General features: G+C 74.0%; 17 protein-coding genes. 14 read left to right on the forward strand and 3 right to left on the reverse strand.

Annotated elements, in window-relative coordinates; genetic code table 11:
- Positions 1–281 precede the first annotated feature (281 nt).
- From FHX40_RS10180 to FHX40_RS10220, 9 genes are all read left to right on the forward strand, one after another.
- Positions 282–1,124, forward strand: coding sequence for an ABC transporter permease (locus FHX40_RS10180; RefSeq protein ID WP_142259378.1), 843 nt, complete (start codon positions 282–284; stop codon positions 1,122–1,124).
- Complete coding sequence (locus FHX40_RS10185; RefSeq protein ID WP_142259379.1) at positions 1,121–1,963, forward strand: ABC transporter ATP-binding protein; 843 nt, start codon at positions 1,121–1,123, stop codon at positions 1,961–1,963. The genes FHX40_RS10180 and FHX40_RS10185 overlap by 4 nt, the downstream gene beginning before the upstream one ends.
- Complete coding sequence (locus FHX40_RS10190; RefSeq protein ID WP_142259380.1) at positions 1,960–3,612, forward strand: FAD-dependent oxidoreductase; 1,653 nt, start codon at positions 1,960–1,962, stop codon at positions 3,610–3,612. Before FHX40_RS10185 ends, FHX40_RS10190 begins: the two co-directional genes overlap by 4 nt.
- Positions 3,609–4,028, forward strand: a complete 420-nt coding sequence (locus tag FHX40_RS10195) for a 4Fe-4S dicluster domain-containing protein (RefSeq protein ID WP_142259381.1) — start codon at positions 3,609–3,611, stop codon at positions 4,026–4,028. The genes FHX40_RS10190 and FHX40_RS10195 overlap by 4 nt, the downstream gene beginning before the upstream one ends.
- The gene (locus FHX40_RS10200) at positions 4,025–5,032 is read left to right on the forward strand and encodes an ABC transporter substrate-binding protein (RefSeq protein WP_142259382.1); all 1,008 of its coding nucleotides are present in this window, start codon (positions 4,025–4,027) and stop codon (positions 5,030–5,032) included. Before FHX40_RS10195 ends, FHX40_RS10200 begins: the two co-directional genes overlap by 4 nt.
- Before the next feature lie 236 nt (positions 5,033–5,268).
- A complete protein-coding gene (locus FHX40_RS10205; protein WP_142259383.1) occupies positions 5,269–6,867 on the forward strand; it encodes an ABC-F family ATP-binding cassette domain-containing protein in 1,599 nt (532 codons plus the stop codon).
- Positions 6,868–6,982: 115 nt separating this feature from the next.
- Positions 6,983–7,204: a helix-turn-helix domain-containing protein gene (locus FHX40_RS10210; RefSeq protein WP_142259384.1), complete on the forward strand. Its 222-nt coding sequence runs from the start codon at positions 6,983–6,985 to the stop codon at positions 7,202–7,204.
- A 151-nt stretch (positions 7,205–7,355) separates the two neighbouring features.
- Positions 7,356–8,198 (forward strand): enoyl-CoA hydratase/isomerase family protein, encoded by an 843-nt coding sequence (locus FHX40_RS10215; protein WP_142259385.1) that lies wholly within the window; start codon positions 7,356–7,358, stop codon positions 8,196–8,198.
- 445 nt (positions 8,199–8,643) lie between these two features.
- A complete protein-coding gene (locus FHX40_RS10220) occupies positions 8,644–10,542 on the forward strand; it encodes an ABC transporter ATP-binding protein (protein ID WP_142259386.1) in 1,899 nt (632 codons plus the stop codon).
- Here FHX40_RS10220 and FHX40_RS10225 read toward each other — a convergent pair.
- A complete protein-coding gene (locus tag FHX40_RS10225; protein ID WP_142259387.1) occupies positions 10,527–11,420 on the reverse strand; it encodes a sulfotransferase family protein in 894 nt (297 codons plus the stop codon). The genes FHX40_RS10220 and FHX40_RS10225 overlap by 16 nt on opposite strands.
- A 31-nt stretch (positions 11,421–11,451) precedes the next feature.
- On the opposite strand from FHX40_RS10225, the gene FHX40_RS10230 reads away from it, so the two are divergent.
- Genes FHX40_RS10230 through FHX40_RS10240 form a run of 3 tightly spaced genes read left to right on the forward strand, consistent with a single transcriptional unit; the run spans position 11,452 to position 14,145 of the window.
- Complete coding sequence (locus FHX40_RS10230) at positions 11,452–12,213, forward strand: SIR2 family NAD-dependent protein deacylase (RefSeq protein ID WP_229788142.1); 762 nt, start codon at positions 11,452–11,454, stop codon at positions 12,211–12,213.
- Positions 12,210–13,154 carry a S66 peptidase family protein gene (locus tag FHX40_RS10235; RefSeq protein ID WP_229788143.1) on the forward strand — a complete coding sequence of 315 codons (945 nt, stop codon included), beginning with the start codon at positions 12,210–12,212 and terminating at the stop codon, positions 13,152–13,154. The genes FHX40_RS10230 and FHX40_RS10235 overlap by 4 nt, the downstream gene beginning before the upstream one ends.
- A gap of 58 nt (positions 13,155–13,212) precedes the next feature.
- Positions 13,213–14,145 carry a hypothetical protein gene (locus tag FHX40_RS10240; RefSeq protein WP_142259389.1) on the forward strand — a complete coding sequence of 311 codons (933 nt, stop codon included), beginning with the start codon at positions 13,213–13,215 and terminating at the stop codon, positions 14,143–14,145.
- A 105-nt stretch (positions 14,146–14,250) separates the two neighbouring features.
- On the opposite strand, the gene FHX40_RS10245 is transcribed toward FHX40_RS10240, so the two are convergent.
- Entirely contained in the window at positions 14,251–14,913 is a 663-nt protein-coding gene (locus tag FHX40_RS10245; protein WP_142259390.1) for a hypothetical protein, read from the reverse strand.
- A gap of 167 nt (positions 14,914–15,080) precedes the next feature.
- Positions 15,081–16,661 carry an alpha/beta hydrolase gene (locus FHX40_RS10250; protein WP_142259391.1) on the reverse strand — a complete coding sequence of 527 codons (1,581 nt, stop codon included), beginning with the start codon at positions 16,659–16,661 and terminating at the stop codon, positions 15,081–15,083.
- Between the two features lie 460 nt (positions 16,662–17,121).
- On the opposite strand from FHX40_RS10250, the gene FHX40_RS10255 reads away from it, so the two are divergent.
- On the forward strand, positions 17,122–18,831 hold the full coding sequence (locus FHX40_RS10255; protein WP_142259392.1) for a DEAD/DEAH box helicase: 1,710 nt from the start codon (positions 17,122–17,124) through the stop codon (positions 18,829–18,831).
- Between the two features lie 168 nt (positions 18,832–18,999).
- Positions 19,000–19,923, forward strand: a complete 924-nt coding sequence (locus FHX40_RS10260; RefSeq protein ID WP_142259393.1) for an MIP/aquaporin family protein — start codon at positions 19,000–19,002, stop codon at positions 19,921–19,923.
- Positions 19,924–19,935: the final 12 nt, after the last annotated feature.

Genomic DNA, 19,935 nt, shown 5'->3' on the forward strand with positions numbered 1-19,935 from the left:
CCAGTCTGGACAGTAGGAAAAGTAGGAATTATCGTCGAGGCATGACCTGCCACCCGCGCGTGGCCTGTTGTCCCACGCTCCCGGCACAGGCCCTCGACCGTCGCTGACCGGCGTCCCCGGCACCGCACCGGGACCCGCCGCCATTTCTCCCCGCGGACGCACAGGGTGGTGCGCCGCGTCCTCAGACCCCTGTCCTCAAGCCGCTTCGTGTGCCGTGCACCCGGCCCGGTGCCCACCGGGCGGGCCGACCGGCCGTCCCTTCCGTCAAGGAGCCGTCCTCGATGTCATCACCCGCCGTCACCTCCGGCGTGCCCGCCGACCTGATCCGCGGGGCGCCGCCGACGTCACCGGCCCGGCTGCTCGCGGCCGCCGCCGCCCGCGGCCGCCGCCTCGTCGGCCTCGCCGTCCTGCTCGTCGCCTGGCAGGTCTGCGCCTCCCAGGGGCTGCTCGGCGCGGCCACCCCGCCGCCGAGCCAGGTGCTCGCCGCCGGCGCCGAGCTGATCCGGTCCGGGGAGCTCCCGGTGCACCTGCTCGCCTCGCTGGAACGGGTGGCGAAGGGGCTGTCGCTCGGGCTCACCGCCGGGCTCGTGCTCGGCCTCGCCGCCGGGCTGTTCCGGCTCGCCGAGGACGTGATCGACGCCCCGCTACAGGCGCTGCGCATGCTGCCGCACCTCGCGCTCGTCCCGGTGTTCATCATCTGGTTCGGCATCGGCGAGACCGCCAAGGTCGCGCTCATCACGATCGGCCCGATCTTCCCGCTCTACATCAACGTCTTCCACGGCATCCGCGGCGTGGACGAGCGGCTGGTGGAGTCGGCCCGCTCCTGCGGGGTGACCGGGCTCGCGCTGGTCCGCAAGGTGATCCTGCCCGGCGCGCTGCCGCAGATCCTCGTCGGCCTGCGCCAGTCGCTCGGCATCGGCTGGCTGAGCCTCGTGGTCGCCGAGATGACCGCCACCACCTCGGGGATCGGCTTCCTCGTCACCGACGCCAAGGAGTTCCTCCGCACCGACGTGGTCTTCGTGGTGCTCGTCGTGTACGCCCTGCTCGGGCTCGCGACCGACCTGCTGGTACGGGCGATCGAGCGCAAGGCGCTCGCCTGGCGGCGGGGGCTGGTGGCCCGATGACCGACACGACCGTCACGGTGCCGACGGCGGCCCCGCCCGCCACCGCGCGGGGCGTGCGGGTACGCGGCCTGCGGCGCGCGTTCGGCGACCGGGAGGTGCTGCGCGGCGTGGACCTCGACCTCGCGCCCGGCGAGTTCGTCGCGCTGCTCGGCGCGAGCGGCTCGGGCAAGAGCACCCTGCTGCGCGCCGTCGCGGGCCTGGACACCGAGGCCACCGGCGAGCTCGACGTGCCCGAGCGGCGGGCCGTGGTCTTCCAGGAGCACCGCCTGCTGCCGTGGACCCGGGTGTGGCGGAACGTCACGCTCGGCCTGACCGGCCGCGACCTGCGGGCCCGCGCCCTGCAAGCCCTGGAGGAGGTCGGGCTCGCCGCCCGCGCGGACGCCTGGCCGAGCACCCTGTCCGGCGGCGAGTCCCAGCGCGTCGCCCTCGCCCGGGCCCTCGTCCGCACCCCCGAGCTGCTCCTCCTCGACGAGCCGTTCGGCGCGCTCGACGCGCTCACCCGGCTCAAGGCGCAGGGCCTCGTCGCCCGCCTGTGGCAGCGCCACCGGCCCGCCGTACTGCTCGTCACCCACGACGTGGAGGAGGCGCTGCTGCTGGCCGACCGGGCGCTCGTGCTCGCCGACGGGCGCATCGCCGAGGAGTTCGCCGTCGACATCGAACGGCCCCGGCCGGTCGACCACCCCCGCTTCACCGCCCTGCGCCGCCGGCTGCTCGCCGCCCTCGGCGTCGGCCCCGACCTCGGCGACCCACAGGACCACGCATCCCACGCCCACACGATCCCGCACCACACCCCACAGGACGACCCACAGGACGACGCCGCACGGCAGGAGACACGATGACCCGACCCCTGGAACTCACCACCGACGTCCTCGTCATCGGCGGCGGCCCCGCCGCCACCTGGGCCGCGCTGAAGGCCGCCCAGGCGGGGGCGGACGTCGTCCTCGCCGACAAGGGCTACTGCGGCACCAGCGGCGCGGCCGCCTCCGCCGGGACCGGCATCTGGTACGTCGAGCCGGACCCCGAGGCCCGGGAGAAGGCGATGGCCTCCCGCGAGGCGCTCGGCGGCTACCTCGCCGACCGGCGCTGGATGGTCCGGGTGCTCGACCAGACCTACGCGGGGGTCAACGAGCTCGCCACCGCCGGTCGCTACCCGTTCCCGATCGTGGACGGCCGCCCGCTGCGCCGCGGCGTGCAGGGGCCCGAGTACATGCGCCGGATGCGCATCCTGGTACGGCGGGCCGGGGTGCGCATACTCGACCACAGCCCGGTCACCGAGCTGCTGGTGGCCGCGGACGGCTCGGTGGCGGGCGCGGCCGGGCACCGGCTGCAGACGGACGAGCCGTACCGGGTGCGCGCGGCCGCGGTGGTGCTCGCCACCGGCGGGTGCGCGTTCCTGTCCGGCACGCTCGGCTGCCACGTCAACACCGGGGACGGCCACCTGATGGCCGCCGAGCTCGGCGCCGAGCTGTCCGGCATGGAGTTCTCCAACGCCTACGCGATCGCCCCCGAGTTCACCACGCTCACCAAGACCGCCTACTACTCGTTCGCCACCTTCTACCGCGAGGACGGCTCGGTGCTCGAGGGCGCGGGCAGCACCCGCGGCCGCTCGGTGATCGCCCGCGCGCTGCTGCGCGAGAAGGTGTACTGCGTGCTCGACCGGGCCGACGCCGAGACCCAGGCGAAGATGCGGCTCGGCCAGCCGAACTTCTTCCTCACCTTCGACCGGCTCGGCATCGACCCGTTCACCCAGCGCTTCCCGATCACGCTGCTGCTCGAGGGCACGGTGCGCGGCACCGGCGGCATCCGCGTGGTCTCCGAGGACTGCGCCACCTCGGTCCCCGGCCTGTACGTCGCGGGCGACGCGGCCACCCGCGAGCTGATCTGCGGCGGGTTCACCGGCGGCGGCAGCCACAACGCGGCGTGGGCGATCGCCTCCGGCGCCTGGGCCGGCCAGGGCGCGGCCCGGTACGCCGCCTCGCTCGGCCCCGCCGCCAACCGGCGGCCCGCGACCGGCGCGGGCGGGGCGGGGCTGCGGCCCACCGGCGCCCCGGACCGGAACCTCGGGCACCGCGACGTGGTCGCCGCGGTGCAGGCCGAGGTGCTGCCGTACGACAAGAACTACCTGCGGCACGGGGACCGGCTCACCCCGGCGCTGGAGGCGCTGCACGGCGTGTGGCGCGAGGTGCGCGCCGGCCTGCACGGCACGGGCGCCGACGCGGTGCGCACCCGCCAGGCCGCGGCGATGACCGCGCACGCCCGGTGGATGTACACCGCGGCGCTGGCCCGCACCGAGTCGCGCGGCATGCACAAGCGCGAGGACTACCCGGACCAGGACCCGGCCTGGCGGCACCGGCTGCTCGTCGGCGGGCTCGACGAGCCGTGGACCCGGCCGGACGAGGTCGCCCCGGTGGGGCCGGAGGAGTTCGCCGCGCTCGGCTCGCCCGGCCTCGCCGGCACCTCCGGCGCGTACCTGCGGGCGGCGTCATGATCGAGATCGTCTCCCGGGAGCGGTGCATCGCCTGCGACCGCTGCGTCGAGGTCTGCCCGCGGAACGTGTTCGATCGGGGCGCGGACGGCGTGCCGGTGATCGCCCGCCAGGCCGACTGCCAGACCTGCTTCATGTGCGAGGCCTACTGCCCGGCCGACGCGCTGTTCGTCGCACCGCTCGCGCACCCGGCGCGGCCGGACTCCCCGCTGCGCGACGAGGACCGCCTCGCCGCCGCAGGGCTGCTCGGCAGCTACCGCCGCGAGATCGGCTGGGGGCGGGGCCGTACCCCGGGCGCGAGGTTCGCGGTCGGGCCCGAGCTCCCGGCCACACCGCCGCCGATCGTCACCACGGTCACCACCCGGACCGAGATCGGCGAAGGAATCGGAGACACGATCAGCGAAGAGGTGACGAGATGAGGCTCCGCCGATCCCCCGCCGCGGTCGCGGCGGCGGTCGCCGCCCTGGTGGTCGCGCTCGCCGGGACGCTCACCGGATGCGGCACGGGCGAGCGGGCCGCCGCCGACGGCGGGAATGAAAGATTCACGCTGCGGATCGGGGTGATCGGCAGCGGGAACCGGCTCACCGGCCCGGTCGGATACCTGCACGACCGGAACGCGCTGGTACCGCTGCTCGCCGAGGCCGGGGTGGCGGACATCACGGTGCACACCTTCCCCAACGGGCCCGACCTCAACCAGGCGCTCGTCGCCGGTGAGCTCGACCTCGCCACGTACGGCGACACGCCCGCGCTCGTCGCCCGCGGCGCGGGACAGCCCACCCGGCTCATCGCCCAGGCCCAGGTCGGCATGGACGCGGGCATCGTGGCCAAGAAGCAGGGCGGGCCGCGCTCGCTGCAGGAGCTCGCCGGGCGCCGGATCGCCACGCAGACCGGCTCGTACATGCACCGCTACCTGCTCGGCGCGCTGTCCGACGCGAAGGTGACGCCGAAGGAGATCGTGCACATCTACAGCTCCGACGTGGAGGCGGCGCTGGAGCGCGGCGACGTGGACGCGGCCGCGGTCCCGGCGGCGAACGTCGAGGCGCTGCGCGCCAAGGGCTACCCGGTGATCGACTCGCTCGCCGAGGACCACCCCGCCTACCGGGGCACCTCGGCCACCGTGGTCACCGACGCGTTCCTCGAGGCGCGGCCCGGCTTCGTCAAGGTCTGGCAGGCGGCCCAGGTCGAGGCCACCCGGCGGGCCAAGGCGAACTGGGACGACTACCTGTCGTTCGCGGTCAAGGTCGGCGGCTTCCCGCCGGAGATCGTGCGCAGGACCACGCTGGCCGAGCAGCTGCCGGACACGCCGTTCACCGAGGAGGGCCTGACCCTGCTCGAGGGCACCAAGCGGTTCCTCGTGGAGCAGGGGTTCGTGCGCAGGGACTTCGCCATCGACGACTGGATCGCCCCCGGCGCGCGCGGCTGACCGCGGGCGACCGGCCACGACCCCGCGGGGACGGGCGTCCCCGCGGGGTCGTGCGCGTTCCTCCCCGGTGCCACCCCGCCCACCCGGCCGCGGAGGCCGCCGCGCGGCGCGCGCCGCTCGCGGTGCGTCCCGGGCCGTACACTGATCGGTATGCGCACTCCCGACTGACCGCCGGCGTCCCCTCGTCCCCCTATGCCGTCCCCGCCTTTTCCCCTCGCCCGGGAGTGTCCACCGTCATGATCATCGCCTCCGACATCGAACTGCGCGCGGGCGCGCGCCTGCTCATCGAGAACGCCTCGTTCCGGGTGAACCCCGGCGACCGGATCGGCCTGGTCGGCCGCAACGGGGCGGGCAAGACCACGCTGTGCAAGGTACTGGCGGGCGAGGCGCTGCCCGCGGCCGGGCGGGTGACGGTGACCGGCACCGTCGGCTACCTGCCCCAGGACCCGCGCACCGGCGACCTCGACCAGCTCGCCCGCGACCGCATCCTGTCCGCCCGCGGCCTGGACGAGCTGCTGCGCGAGATGCGCGAGGCCGAGCGGGCGATGGCCACGGGGGACGCCCGCACCCGGGAGCGCGCGGTGCGCGCGTACGGCCGGCTCGAGGACCGGCTGCACGTGCTCGGCGGGTACGCGGCCGAGGCGGAGGCCGCGTCGATCGCCTCCAGCCTCGGGCTGCCCGACCGGGTGCTGTCGCAGCCGCTGCGCACCCTGTCCGGCGGGCAGCGCCGCCGCGTGGAGCTCGCCCGGATCCTGTTCAGCGGCGCCGACACGCTCCTCCTCGACGAGCCGACAAACCACCTCGATGCAGACTCGATCGGGTGGCTTCGTGATTTTTTGCGCTCTCATCAGGGCGGGTTGGTGATCATCAGCCACGACGTCGGCTTGCTTGAAGCGACGGTCAACCGGGTGCTCCACCTCGACGCGAACCGGCAGGCGATCGACGTCTACAACATGGGCTGGACCGCCTACCTCGCCCAGCGCGAGGCCGACGAGCGGCGGCGCAAACGGGAGCGGGCCAACGCCGAGCGGCAGGCCTCGGCGCTGCTCGCCCAGGCCGACCGGATGCGCGCCAAGGCGACCAAGGCGAAGGCGGCGCAGGACATGGAGCGGCGGGCGCGGCGGCTGCTCGCCGGGGTCGGCGAGGAACGCCGGGCCGACAAGGTGGCGCGGCTGCGCTTCCCGACGCCCGCGCCGTGCGGCCGCACGCCGCTGCTCGCCACCGGGCTGTCGAAGTCGTACGGCTCGCTGGAGGTGTTCACCGGCGTCGACGTGGCCGTCGACCGGGGCAGCCGGGTGGTGGTCCTCGGGCTCAACGGCGCCGGCAAGACCACGCTGCTGCGCCTGCTCGCCGGTCTGGAGAAACCCGACGCGGGCGAGGTGGTGCACGGCCACGGCCTCAAGCTCGGCTACTACGCCCAGGAGCACGAGACGCTCGACCCGGACCGCAGCGTGCTCGACAACATGCGCGCGGCCGCGCCCGACGTCGCGGACGTCGAGCTGCGCCGCGTGCTCGGCTCCTTCCTGTTCAGTGGCGACGACGTCGACAAGCCCGCCGGTGTGCTGTCGGGCGGGGAGAAGACCAGGCTCGCGCTGGCGACGCTGGTGCTGTCGAGCGCGAACGTGTTGCTGCTCGACGAGCCGACGAACAACCTCGATCCGGTGAGCCGGGATCAGGTACTTTCTGCACTTAGGTCCTATTCTGGGGCAATCGTACTAGTTACGCACGACGAAGGAGCCGTTGCCGCACTACAGCCGGATAGGGTGATCCTGCTGCCGGACGGAGTCGAGGACGCGTGGAGCGACGAGTTTGCCGATCTTGTGGCACTTGCCTGATCTCGTTTTTATCGGGTACGGATCTTTTCCCGTCGAGTGGGTAGCCGATCCGGCTGAAATGACTGATCATGGGCGTGAGTAACGCTGCGGAAGTCCGGCACTACAGGAGGTACTCGTGGCCGAGACCCTGAAGAAAGGCACCCGGGTGACCGGTGCCGACCGCGAAAAGCTGGCCGCCGATCTGAAGAAGCGCTACGCCGCCGGCGAGTCGATCCGTGCCCTCGCCGCCTCTACCGGGCGGTCGTACGGGTTCATCCACCGCATCCTCAGCGAGTCGGGTGTCACCTTGCGGGGGCGCGGCGGGGCCACCCGGGGCAAGTCGAAGCAGCAGCGCTGACGCCGCAAGGCGCTACCGCAGCAGCCCCTCCGTCCCGTCCACGCCGCACCGGCCAGGCCACTAGAACCTGATTCTGGTGAGCCGGTAGGCTCGGGCGCGACGAGGGTCCGATCGGGGGAGAAGCGGGACCCGGACACGGATGGAGCGGGCGATGACGGAAGCGGATCTTGGGGGGAGCGCGGCGATCTCCGCGGACCGGCTCGCGGAGATCGGACTGCGATACGAGATGGACGGCGAGATCGCGACGATCACGCTGAACCGCCCGGAGAAGCGGAACGCGCAGACGTTCGCGACCTGGGCGGGGCTGGCCGCGATCGGAGAGAACCTGCCGGAGGGGATACGGGTCGTCGTGATCCGAGGTGAGGGGCCGTCCTTCTCAGCAGGCCTCGACCTGGCCATGTTGGGGGCACCACCGGGGGGTGATGACGGGGCGCGCACCGACGGACTGACGCTCGCCTCGGCCGCCACCCTCGACGACGCGACGCTCGAACGGCGCATCGCCGAGGCTCAACGCGGGTTCCTGTGGCTGCGGCGGCCCGAGATCGTCTCGATCGCCGCGGTTCAGGGGCATGCGATCGGCGCGGGCTTCCAGCTCGCCCTCGCGTGCGACATGCGAGTGCTCGCCGACGACGCCAAGCTGTGCATGAAGGAGCCCGCCCTGGGCCTGGTCCCCGACCTGACCGGCACCAAGCCGCTGGTGGACATCGTCGGGGTGTCGAGGGCGATCGAGCTGTGTCTCACCGCGCGCACCGTGGACGCGGCCGAGGCGGCCCGGCTCGGCCTCGCCGAGCGCGTCGTGCCGCGCGCCGAACTCGACAAGGCGGTCGCCGACCTTGCCGCGGCCGTGCTCGCCACCGACCGCGGCGCGGCGATCGCGACGAAGCGGCTGCTCCAGGGGGCGCCGGGGAGAACCCTCGAGGAACAGGCCGCGGCCGAACGCCGCGAGCAGGTCACCCGGCTGAGGACGCTGTTCGCGGCGCTGGGCTCCGGCTGAGAGCGGGCCGTACCGTGACGCCCGGCGCGCCGCAGGCCGCCGGGCGGGGCCGGCATGTGCCCGTCACGGCCCGCTCCCGACCTTTCCGCGAGCGGGTGTGCGCTGCCGATCCAGGGCGATCCGGGGACGTTGCCGTGCCCGTCGACCGCCGCTCGACCGCCGCTCCACGGGCACTCGACCGCCGGTCGACCACCGATACGGCGGCGCTCCGGTTCGCGACACGCACCGCGCCCCGAGGGCGCGGTGCCGCGGCCCGGCCCGTGATCCGGCCGGGCGCGCCGCCGTGCGCCGGTGACCGCCGCCCGGCCTCCCGTGACCTGGGGGTCGCCCCCTCCGGATACCGTGGGCAGCGTCGGCGTGTTCGCCGTACCGTGGTCCGCCGCCCGAGGGCGGACGACCCGGACCGGCCGACGTCCTGCGATCCGGTGGGGAGGAACGACCGCGAATGGCGATGTTGGGGGAGGGCTTCAGCCCGAGGGTGATGCGCACGCTCCGGCGGGACAGTTCCGTGACCAAGGAGCGGCTCTCACCCGGCATCGTCCGCCGCATCGCCCGCTACGCCCGGCCGTACCGGTGGCAGATCGCGGCCTTCCTCGCGGTCGTCGTGCTCGACGCGATCGTGGTGATCGCCAACCCGCTGCTGCTGAAGGCGATCATCGACCAGGGCATCATCGCGGGCAGCGCCGGCGTGGTCATCGGGCTCTCCCTCGCCGTGGCCGCGCTCGCCGTGGTCGATGCCGCGCTGGGGATCGCCGACCGGTGGTTCTCCGCGCGCATCGGCGAGGGGCTCATCTACGACCTGCGCACCGAGGTGTTCGACCACGTCCAGCGCATGCCGGTCGCGTTCTTCATGCGCACCCAGACCGGGGCGCTGGTCTCCCGGCTCAACACCGACGTGATCGGCGCCCAGCGCGCGCTCACCACCACGCTCTCCTCGGTGGTCTCCAACGTGATCACCCTCGCCCTCGTGCTCGGCACGATGCTCGTGCTGTCCTGGCAGGTCACGCTGGTGGCGCTGGTGCTGCTGCCGATCTTCGTGCTGCCCGCCAAGTGGGTCGGGCGGCGCATGTCGCGGCTGAGCCGCGAGCAGATGGAGCTCGACGCCGAGATGAGCTCGGTGATGACCGAGCGGTTCAACGTCTCCGGCGCGATGCTCGCCAAGCTGTACGGCCGGCCGGAGGACGAGGCCGCGCACTTCGCCGAGCGGGCCGCGCGGGTCCGCGACGTCGGCGTCGTCTACGGCATGTACGGCGCGTTCTTCCGCATCGCGCTCGGCCTGCTCGCCGCGCTCGCCACCGCCCTCGTCTACGGCGTGGGCGGGGTGCTCGTGGTGGACGGCGCGTTCCAGCTCGGCACCCTGGTCGCGCTCGCCGCCATGCTCATGCGGCTGTACGGCCCGCTCACCAGCCTGTCGAACGTGCACGTCGACGTGATGACCGCGCTGGTCAGCTTCGACCGGGTGTTCGAGGTGCTCGACCTGCAGCCGATGGTCGCCGAGCGGCCCGGGGCCCGGCCGGTGCCGGACGGGCCGGTCACGATCGAGTTCGACGGGGTGAGCTTCCGCTACCCGTCGGCCGAGGAGGTGTCGCTCGCCTCGCTGGAGGCGGTCGCCCGCCCCGGCACCGCCCCGAACCGCCAGGTGCTGCACGAGGTGTCGTTCACCGCCCGGCCGGGCGAGCTGGTCGCGCTCGTCGGGCACTCGGGCGCGGGCAAGACCACGATCACCGCGCTGGTGTCCCGGCTGTACGACGTGACCGGCGGCGCGGTGCGGCTCAACGGCCTCGACGTGCGGGACGCCACCCTCGACTCGCTGCGCGAGACGATCGGGGTGGTCACCCAGGACGCCCACCTGTTCCACGACACGATCCGGGCGAACCTGCGCTACGCCCGCCCCGGCGCCACCGAGGGGGAGATGTGGGAGGCGCTGCGCGCCGCGCAGATCGCCGACCTCGTCGCCGGGCTGCCGGACGGGCTCGACACCGTGGTCGGCGACCGCGGCCACCGCCTGTCCGGCGGCGAGAAGCAGCGCATCGCCCTCGCCCGGCTGCTGCTGAAGGCCCCCCGCGTGGTGGTGCTCGACGAGGCGACCGCGCACCTGGACTCCGAGTCCGAGGCCGCGGTGCAGAAGGCGCTCAAGACCGCGCTCGCCGGCCGTACCTCGATCGTGATCGCGCACCGGCTCTCCACGATCCGCGAGGCCGACCTCATCCTCGTGGTCGAGGAGGGCCGCGTCGTCGAGCGCGGCACGCACGAGGAGCTGCTCGCCAAGGGCGGCGCGTACGCCGAGCTGTACCGCACCCAGTTCGAGCAGCAGGGCCGCCCCGGCGGTCAGGCGGTCAGATAGCCGAGCCGGGTGAGCTCCTCGCGGGCCACCTTCTCCACGAGCCTGCGGTCGTCGGGCCGCAGCCGCCTGCGCCACGCCCCGACGCGCGGCTGCGTGCCGCCGAGCAGCGCCACCGCCGAGACCCGGGTCTCCAGGAACGCCGACAGCCGCTCGGCCGCCGCGTACGGCGAGGCCACCATCTCCTCGTAGCGCAGGGTGAGCAGCTGGTCGGTGGACAGCTCGCGGCGCAGCCGGGCGCTGAGCCGTACCGCGCTGCGCCAGCGCAGCGCGCACTTGCCCGCCGCGGGCATCGCCTGCCAGCGGTCGCGGTTCCTGGCCGAGTTGATGCCGAAGAACGGGTTGGGGAACTCCGCCTCCTCACCGAGCATGCCGGGCTTGAACCAGGCCATGCACGCGGGGTCGGCGAGCATGTCGGCGACCACGTCGCGGCCGTCCCGGATCACCTGCACGAACCGGGCGTCCGGGAACGCCTGCAGCAGCACCGGGGCGCTGTAGATGAGGTCGGGGTTGGCGTCGCCGAACCGGGTCACCTCCTCCGGGGTGGCGCACAGCGTGGCCCCCACCAGCCCGCCCGCCTCCCGGCAGGCGGGGGAGCAGTCGGCGCACGCGCCCGGCACCATGCGCCACGCCTCGGCGAACACGTCGCGCAGCACCCGGGCCGGCCCGCCCGCCTGGCCGCGCATGATCGACGGCCGCCGCGCGAACGCGTACACCACCCGCGACACGTCGGGCCGCCCCATGGTGATGTGCATCCCCGGGGACCGCTTGAGGGCGCGCCCGATCAGGTCCGCGCCGGAGTGCGGGGCGGCGAGCACGAACACCGGGCGCTGGACCTTGATGCCGTTGACCACGAGGATGACGTGGGTCGGAGGTCGCATAAGTGAGGCCAAGTCTGACACCCTTTGCGACGTGAGCGAACCGTCCACGCCACTCCCACCGTGGGTATCAAGCGTCACATCGGTAACGGTACTGACTGGAGCGGGCATTTCGACAGATTCGGGAATTCCGGACTTCAGGGGGCCGCAGGGGCTCTGGACGAAGGACCCGAGCGCCCAGGCGCTGTTCACCCTCGACACCTATCTCGCCGACCCCGAGGTACGGCGCCGCGCCTGGCTCGCCCGCCGCGACCACCCGGCCTGGCACGCCGAGCCGAACGCGGCCCACCGGGCGCTGGTGGACCTGGAGCGCGCCGGGCGGCTGCGGGCGATCGTCACCCAGAACGTCGACGGGCTGCACCAGCGCGCCGGCTCGTCGCCCGGCAAGGTCATCGAGGTGCACGGCACCATGTTCACGGTCGAGTGCCTCTCCTGCCAGGCGCACACGCCGATGCGCGAGGTGCTCGACCGGGTCGACGCGGGCGACCCGGACCCGCGGTGCACCGCGTGCGGCGGCATCCAGAAGGCCGCCACGATCGCGTTCGGCCAGGCGCTCAAGCCGGAGGTGCTGCGCGCCGCGGTCGACGCCGCCCGCGACTGCGAGCTGTTCGTCGCCGCCGGCACCTCGCTCAGCGTGCAGCCCGCCGCGGGGCTGTGCCTGGAGGCGGTGGAGGCGGGCGCCCGCCTGGCGATCCTCAACGCCGAGCCCACCCCCTACGACGCCTACGCCGACCTCGTGCTCAACGAGCCGGTCGGCACCTCGTTGCCGTGGCTGGTCGCGGAGCTGTGCCGGTGACGCCCCGCCCCACGGCGCCGCCCGCCCCCGCCCGCGTGCCGCGCCGGCTGCGCCCCGGCGACACCGTCGCCGTGGTCGCCCCCTGCGGCCCGGTCGACCCGGATCGGCTCGCCCGCGGCGTGCGCGTGCTGGAAGGGCTCGGCCTCGAGGTGCGCACCGGCCCCGGGGTGCTGCGCCGCCGCGGCTACCTCGCCGGAACCGACGCCGAGCGCGCCGCCGACCTGACCTGGGCGTGGTGCGACCCGGACGTGCGCGCGGTGCTGTGCGCCCGCGGCGGGTACGGCGCGACCCGGCTGCTCGACCTGCTCGACTGGGCGGAGCTGCGGGCCGCCGAGCCGAGGATCCTGCTCGGCTCGAGCGACGTCACCGCCCTGCACCGGGCGTTCGCCGAGCGGCTCGGCGTGGCGACCTGCTTCGGCCCGATGCCCGCCTGCGCCACGATCTCCGATCCGGAGGGGCCCGAGCCGCGCTCGCTCGCCGCGCTGCGGGCCGCGCTGTTCGCGGGCGGGGCGCCCGAGCCGATCACCGGCACCGAGGTGCTCGTGCCGGGCCGGGCGCGCGGGCCGCTCACCGGCGGCAACCTCGCCCTGCTCGCCGCGCTGTGCGGCACGCCGTACGCGATGCGGGCGGAGGGGCACATCGTGCTGCTCGAGGACATCCGCGAGCACCCGTACCGCATCGACCGCATGCTCACCCAGCTCCTGCAGGCGGGCTGCCTCGACGGCGCGGCGGGGATCGCGCTCGGCTCGTGGGTGGAGTGCGGAGACGCGCTGCCGGTGCTCGCCGAGCGGCTCGCCCCGCTCGGCGTGCCGGTGATCGCGGGGCTGCCGATCGGCCACGGCACGCCGCAGCTCACTGTGTGGTTTGGGACTGAAGCGACGATTGATGCTGAATCGTGCTCACTGATTCCTCTGTTCCGCGACCCGGTCACGGCACGCTAGGTGAGTGACCGGTCGCGGGCCCGCCGGGGCCCGACACGACGAACGGGGGGAGAGGAACGTGCGGTTGTTCCGGCGGCTCGACGAGCGACGCCGCGCGCGTCGGCGCGCGGAGGACGCCGACCTCGACGCGCTGCTCGCGCTCGTCGCCGAGAGCCTCGGCTACGCCCCCGTCTTCTCCCGCGACGGCTCGGCGATGCTGCTCACCGGTCCCCGCACCGTGACGGTACGGCTCGCCGGGCTGCGCCGCGAGGCCGCGCGGCGGCCGCGCGAGGACTGGCCGGCGCTCGCCTCCGAGCACCTGTCCCGCACCCTCGCGGGCGTCGCCGAGGCCCTGGACGTGTGCGACTTCGCCCAGGCCCGCCCGCTGCTGCGCACCCGGGTGCTGCTCGCCGCCGACCTCGCCGCGGCCGGGATCCCCGACCCGAGCCGGGTGGTCGGGCGGTACCTCAACGACGAGCTCGTCGAGCTGCTCACCGTGGGCTACGGCGCCCGGGTCCGCCCGGTGCGGCCCGAGGAGGTGTTCTGCTGGCCGGTCACGCCCGGCGAGGCCCTCGACATCGCGGTCGGCAACGCGCTCGCCGACGAGCGGCTCACCCCCGCGCCGCTCGACCTCGGCGGCGTCACGGTCACCAAGCTGACCGGCTACACCGCGAGCGCCGCCGCCCACCTGCGCGGCCTCGACTCCTACCTGGCGGTGCCGCGCGACGGCGTGCTGGTCGCCCTGCCGTACCCGGGCCAGCTCGTGGCGTACCCGGTCGACGGGCTCAACGTGGTGCGCGCCATCGAGCGCATGCGGCTGTACGCCCACCGGGTCTACACCGACCACCCCGAGGGGCTCAGCCCGCAGGTCTACTGGTGGCGGTCCGGCCGCCTGGTCCGCATCCCCGCCGAGTTCGCCCGCACCGGCGAGCGGCGGGTGAAGCTCGTGGTCTCCCCGCCGCCGGAGTTCGCCCGGCTGCTCTCCGCCATGGCGAACCGCCGGTCCGCCTGAGCGCCGCGCCACAGGCCGGACGGGCATGAGAAACGCCCGGCCGAACCTCCGGCCGGGCGTCCGCGATGACGGTGCCGCGGGAGACGCGAGGCGGTGCCGCCGGCGTCAGGAGCGCACGCGTGGGCGGCTCTTGGGCGCCTGCGCCTTCCGCGCGTCCTTCTGCGCGTTCTTGACCCCCTTGCGGAGCTTGGCCGCGTCGGCGGGCGGCGTGCAGCGCACCCGCGGGTTCCACGGCTCGAACAGGCCCTTGGGGTTGTGCTCGAACAGCCACACGTGCAGCGAGTAGTGCACCGGCTGGCCGCTCGAGGTCGGCGCGAACGGGCCGTCGAAGTCCTTGCCGAACAGCCGGGGCCGGTCGTCGGTCGTGGAGATCAGCCCGTCGGAGTCGTACCGGAGGTACTCGACCCCGGCGAGCACCCGCCTGCCGTCCTTGCCCGGCACGTAGAGGAGGATCTCCGGCTTGAAGGGATCGATCGTCGGGTCGGCGGCGAGCTTCTTGTTGACGTAGTGGTAGCCCATCGCGCCGAGGTATTCGCCGCCCGGCCCGGTGTGCGCGGCCTGCGAGCACACGTCGGTCCGCTCGTAGCCGTGCCGCTCGGCGACCTTCGGGTCGCGGAACCGCTGCAGCGCGATGCGCAGCTGGTCGAGGTCGTCGTCCTGCACGACGGCGGGCACGGGCGGATTCGCGTGCGCGGAGGCGGTCGGAATCGACCCGGTCAGCGCCATTCCACAGGCCGCGGCGAGAAGTCCGGCAGTGATAACTCTCATGGCCGTAGATTTTTCGAGGGTCGTCCGGGCCGAGCGGCCGGCAAACCGCCGCGCCTAACCGTGTCATGTGCGGAAAATGACCCTTCATTTAGTGCATGCGCCGGTTTCCGGCGGCGGCGCGAAAAAATGGGCCCCGGACGTGCCGGGGCCCGTGTTCCGCCGGGGCCTCAGCGGCGGATGCGCACCTCGGGGATCTCCGGGGTGGTCGGCTGCGCCGACCGGGCGGCGACGTTCACCGACAGCGGCTCGGGCTCGGGCAGCGGGGCGCACAGCGCGTCCGGGCCGGGCCGGCTCGGCGGCACGGTCCCGTCCCTCAGGTACGCCGCCAGGTGGTTGTCGACGCACTCGTTGCCGAAGAGCGTGATGCCGTGGTTGCCGCCGCCGTTCTCGACGATGAGGCGGGACGAGGGCAGCAGCCGGTGCATCTCGACCGCGCCCGAGTACGGCGTGGCCGCGTCCTTGGTCGACTGGAACAGCAGCACCGGGGGCAGGCCGTGGCCGGTGATGCGCGGCGGCGTCTTGCCCTTCACCTGCCAGAACAGGCACGGCGCGTTGAACCAGGTGTTCGGCCAGGTGGCGAACGGCGCGGTGCGGTGCAGGGCGATCGCGTCACGGCGCCAGACGTTCCAGCTGGCCGGCCACCGGTTGTCGGTGCACTCGGTGGCGAGGTAGAGCGCGTGGTCGCTGTCGTCCTCGGCGTGGGCGAGCGCCTCGTACAGCGTGACGAGGAAGGAGCCGTTGCCGTTCGCGGCGAGGGAGAGGCCGAGGGCGAGGTACGGCCACAGCGAGTCGGTGTACCCGGCGGGGAGGAAGGTGTCGTCGTACTCGCTCGGCCCCACGAGCCCGCCGGCGGGGTTCGCCTTCAGCGCGGCGCGCACCTCGTAGTAGCGGCGCTCCACGTCGGCGGCGGTGGCGCCGAGGCCGTAGTCCGCGTTGTGCCGCGCGATCCAGGCGAAGAAGTCCTTCGCCCGGACCTCGAAGGCGCGGTTCTGGTCGAGGTTGTTCTCGTACCAGACCCCGCTCGGCCGTACCACGCTGTCGAGCACCATGCGCCGCACCCGGTGCGGGTAGAGCGTGGCGTAGGTGGCGCCGAGGTAGGTGCCCCAGGAGTAGCCGAGGAAGTTGATCTTGTCGACGCCCAGCGCCTTCCGGATGGCCTCCAGGTCGTGGGCGTGGTCGACGGTGGTCATGTGCGGCAGCAGCCGGGGGAGGGCCTTGGCGCACTTGCGGGCGAAGTCCTTGGCCCGGTCCAGCCAGGTCTTCTCCTCGGCGGGATTCGCCGGCACGTGGTCGGGACGGACGGGGGCGTTGTAGCCGGAGCCGCACACGAGGCGGGGCTCACTCGCCCCGACGCCCCGCGGGTCGAATCCGATCAGGTCGTAGGCGGCGGCCTCGTCCTCCACGCTGGTCCCCGCGAACCACAGCGGCCCGCCGCGGCCGCTGCCGCCGGGCCCGCCGGGGTTGAGCAGCAGCACGCCCTGGTACCGGTGGTCGGGCACGGTGTGCTTCTTACGGGTCAGCGCGATCTTGATCTGCTCGCCCCAGGGCCGCTTGTGGTCGAGCGGTACGGAGACCGTGGCGCATTCGAGCCCTTCCAGGTCGGGGTCGGTGCAGGGCGCCCACCGCACCGTGCCGGTGGGGGGAGGGGTGGGTTTCCGGTCCTGCGCCGCCGCGCTCGCGGGCAGGCCCTGCAGCAGCAGCGTGAGACCGGCACCGGCGGCCGCCAGTGCGACGACGGTCTTCCTCATGTGAGTCCCTTCGGTGCTGGGGGATTCGCGTCGGGGCGACGTGTCGCCCCGACGCGATCATCAAAGGAGGAGAGGGATAAATCCTGTGACACCTGGCGACGTTGTAAATACGTTGTCAAACCGCAATGCGAGTTGTCCCAAATAGGGGATTAAGCGCTCAAAACAGCGTTAAGTGGATGACCGTTAAGGGTGTCCGGTATGCGGCACGTGAAACGGGGTGTGCGATCCGCAGCCGGGACGGCGGGGCGAGGGCGACCGGAACGTTCCGGCGCGCCGGAACGCCGCCCGCGGCCCGGTGGCCGCACCGGCGTCCGGGACGTACCGGAAACCGCCCACACGCCCGGGCGGGCGGGGCGCGGGCCACACCACCGGCGCGGGCGCGAAATGATAGAGATCCGTGGCGGCCGGGCATGCGTGCCCGGTCGCCCCGCATGACGAGTCCGGAGTGAGGAAACCAAGCATGATCCCCAACGCGGCCGACGACGCCCTCGGCTTCGCCGATCTGGGACTGCGGCCCGAGCTGGTGCGCGCCATCGCGGGCCTCGGCTACGAGGAGCCCACCCCGATCCAGCGCGAGGCGATCCCGCCGCTGCTCGAGGGCCGCGACCTGCTCGGCCAGGCGGCGACCGGCACCGGCAAGACGGCCGCGTTCGCGCTCCCGCTGCTCGAGCGGCTCGCCGGGGGCGACGCCGGCGGGGACGCCGCGGCCGACGGCGGCGTCCCGCGCGCGCTGGTGCTCGTGCCGACCCGCGAGCTCGCCATCCAGGTCTCCGAGGCGGTGCACAGGTACGGCCGCGACCTGCCGGTCCGGGTGCTGCCGATCTACGGCGGCCAGCCGATCGGCCGCCAGCTGCGCGCCCTGGAGCGCGGCGTGGACGTGGTGGTCGCCACCCCCGGCCGGGCCCTCGACCACCTCAGCCGCGGCACCCTCGATCTGTCCCGGCTCGAGGCCGTGGTGCTCGACGAGGCCGACGAGATGCTCGACATGGGGTTCGCCGAGGACATCGAGGCGATCCTCGACGAGACCCCGGCGGAGCGGCAGACCGTGCTGTTCTCCGCCACCATGCCGCCGCGCATCGAGGGGATCGCCCGCCGCCACCTGCGCGACCCGGTCCGCATCCGCATCGGCGGCGGGCCGGAGGCCGCCCCCGGCGAGACCCCGCGCATCCGGGAGAGCGCCTACCTGGTCGCCCGGTCGTACAAGCCGGCCGCGCTCGGCCGCATCCTCGACGTGGAGGCGCCCACCGCCGCCCTGGTGTTCTGCCGCACCCGGGAGGAGGTCGACGCGCTCACCGAGACCCTCAACGGCCGCGGCTACCGCGCCGAGGCCCTGCACGGCGGCATGAGCCAGGAGCAGCGCGACCGGGTGATGGGCCGGCTGCGCTCCGGCGTGGCCGACCTGCTCGTCGCCACCGACGTGGCCGCGCGCGGCCTCGACGTCGAGCACCTCAGCCACGTGGTCAACTACAACGTGCCGTCCGCGCCCGAGGCGTACGTGCACCGGGTGGGCCGGGTGGGCCGGGCCGGCCGCGAGGGCGTGGCGATCACCCTCGCCGAGCCGCGCGAGCACCGCATGCTCAAGACGATCGAGCGGGTCACCGGGCGCCGCATCCCGGTGGAGAAGGTGCCGACCGTCGCCGACCTGCGCGCCCGGCGGCTGGAGCTCACCCGCGCCGCGCTCGAGGAGATCCTGCTCGAGGGCGACCTGGAGGGCTACCGCGTGGTGGTGGAGACCCTCGCCGACGAGTTCGACGTGATGGAGGTGGCGCTCGCCGCGGTCAAGCTCGCCCACGAGGCGGGCGGCGGGATCGAGGACGAGGAGGAGATCCCCCAGATCGAGCTGCGCCCCGAGCGGGACGGCGACCAGCGCCGGGGCCGGGAGCGGCGGGGCGAGCGGCCCGGGGAGCGCCGCCGGGCCCGCTCCCGCGGCGACGGCATGACCCGCCTGTTCATCGGGGCGGGCCGCAGCGCCCACATCCGGCCGCAGGACCTCGTCGGGGCGATCGCCGGGGAGACCGGGCTGAGCGGCCGGGACATCGGCGCGATCGAGATCGCCGACCGGTTCTCCCTCGTCGAGGTACCCGAGGAGGCCGCGAACGAGGTGATCACCGCGCTGCGCAACACCACCATCAAGGGCCGCAAGGTGAACGTCCGCCGCGAACGCTTCTGAGCCCTCACGCCGCCCGCCGCCCCGCCAGGCGTGAAACCCGCACGCCGGGGAAGTGGGCGCGACACGCCGGATCACGGCCGCCATCCGGGGCGGCCTTCGGCACGGGCACGGCCGCGGCTCCGCCGTACCGGGGACCGCGCGGGCCCCAGATGCGGCGAGGAGGACGGCATGGGTGGTGGCAGACACCCGGACGGCGCGGGCCCCGGCCACGCGGCGGCCGCGCACCGGCACGGAGCCGGGCCGCCGAACCCGCTGCGGGCACTCCTGCACCGCCCCGGCCCGCAGCTGCTCGGCGAGCTCGCCGCCGAGTTCGCGGGCACGATGATCCTCATCCTGTTCGGCGTGGGCGTGGTGGCCCAGGTGGTCGCCGGCGGCCTCGGCGACCACGACAGCATCGCCTGGGGCTGGGGACTCGGCGTCACCCTCGGCGTCTACGTCGCCGCCCGGATGAGCGGGGCGCACATCAACCCGGCGGTCACCGTCGCGCTCGCCGCCACCCGCGGCTTCCCCTGGCGCAAGGTGCTGCCGTACTCGCTCGCCCAGACCCTGGGCGCGTTCGTCGCCGCCCTGCTCGTGCGGTGGAACTACAACGAGGTGATCACCGCCGTCGACCCCGGGCTCACCCTCAAGACCCAGGTCGTCTTCTCCACCCTGCCCGGCAACGGCGAGCTGCCCGTCGGCACCTGGGGCGCGTTCCGCGACCAGGTGATCGGCACCGCGATCCTGCTCCTGCTCATCCTCGCGCTCACCGACCTGCGCAACACGCCGCCGGCCGCGAACCTCGCCCCGTTCGTCATCGGCCTGGTCGTGGTGGCGATCGGCATGGCCTGGGGCACCAACGCGGGCTACGCGATCAACCCGGCCCGCGACCTCGGGCCGCGGCTCGCCTCGTTCCTCACCGGCTACGCCACGGCCTGGCGGGACCAGTACGGCCGGCTCTACTTCTGGGTGCCGATCCTCGGCCCGCTCATCGGCGGCGTGCTCGGGGCCGCGCTCTACCAGGCGCTGGTGGGCCGGTTCCTGCCGCGGGAAGGGGAACCCGAAGCGGGGCGGGTACCCTCCGCCAAGGACGATCACGTCCGCAGCCGCTGACCGGTGAGGAGG

The sequence above is a fragment of the Thermopolyspora flexuosa genome (assembly GCF_006716785.1).
In the GTDB taxonomy this organism is placed as follows: domain Bacteria; phylum Actinomycetota; class Actinomycetes; order Streptosporangiales; family Streptosporangiaceae; genus Thermopolyspora; species Thermopolyspora flexuosa.

What these genes read in the sequence shown, in the direction of transcription:
- FHX40_RS10180 (WP_142259378.1), top strand. Translation starts at nt 282, where the DNA reads ATGTCATCACCCGCCGTCACCTCCGGCGTGCCCGCCGACCTGATCCGC.
- FHX40_RS10185 (WP_142259379.1), top strand. Translation starts at nt 1,121, where the DNA reads ATGACCGACACGACCGTCACGGTGCCGACGGCGGCCCCGCCCGCCACC.
- FHX40_RS10245 (WP_142259390.1), bottom strand. Translation starts at nt 14,913, where the DNA reads ATGAGAGTTATCACTGCCGGACTTCTCGCCGCGGCCTGTGGAATGGCG.
- FHX40_RS10195 (WP_142259381.1), top strand. Translation starts at nt 3,609, where the DNA reads ATGATCGAGATCGTCTCCCGGGAGCGGTGCATCGCCTGCGACCGCTGC.
- FHX40_RS10215 (WP_142259385.1), top strand. Translation starts at nt 7,356, where the DNA reads ATGACGGAAGCGGATCTTGGGGGGAGCGCGGCGATCTCCGCGGACCGG.
- FHX40_RS10250 (WP_142259391.1), bottom strand. Translation starts at nt 16,661, where the DNA reads ATGAGGAAGACCGTCGTCGCACTGGCGGCCGCCGGTGCCGGTCTCACG.
- FHX40_RS10190 (WP_142259380.1), top strand. Translation starts at nt 1,960, where the DNA reads ATGACCCGACCCCTGGAACTCACCACCGACGTCCTCGTCATCGGCGGC.
- FHX40_RS10200 (WP_142259382.1), top strand. Translation starts at nt 4,025, where the DNA reads ATGAGGCTCCGCCGATCCCCCGCCGCGGTCGCGGCGGCGGTCGCCGCC.
- FHX40_RS10260 (WP_142259393.1), top strand. Translation starts at nt 19,000, where the DNA reads ATGGGTGGTGGCAGACACCCGGACGGCGCGGGCCCCGGCCACGCGGCG.
- FHX40_RS10220 (WP_142259386.1), top strand. Translation starts at nt 8,644, where the DNA reads ATGGCGATGTTGGGGGAGGGCTTCAGCCCGAGGGTGATGCGCACGCTC.
- FHX40_RS10225 (WP_142259387.1), bottom strand. Translation starts at nt 11,420, where the DNA reads ATGCGACCTCCGACCCACGTCATCCTCGTGGTCAACGGCATCAAGGTC.
- FHX40_RS10205 (WP_142259383.1), top strand. Translation starts at nt 5,269, where the DNA reads ATGATCATCGCCTCCGACATCGAACTGCGCGCGGGCGCGCGCCTGCTC.
- FHX40_RS10255 (WP_142259392.1), top strand. Translation starts at nt 17,122, where the DNA reads ATGATCCCCAACGCGGCCGACGACGCCCTCGGCTTCGCCGATCTGGGA.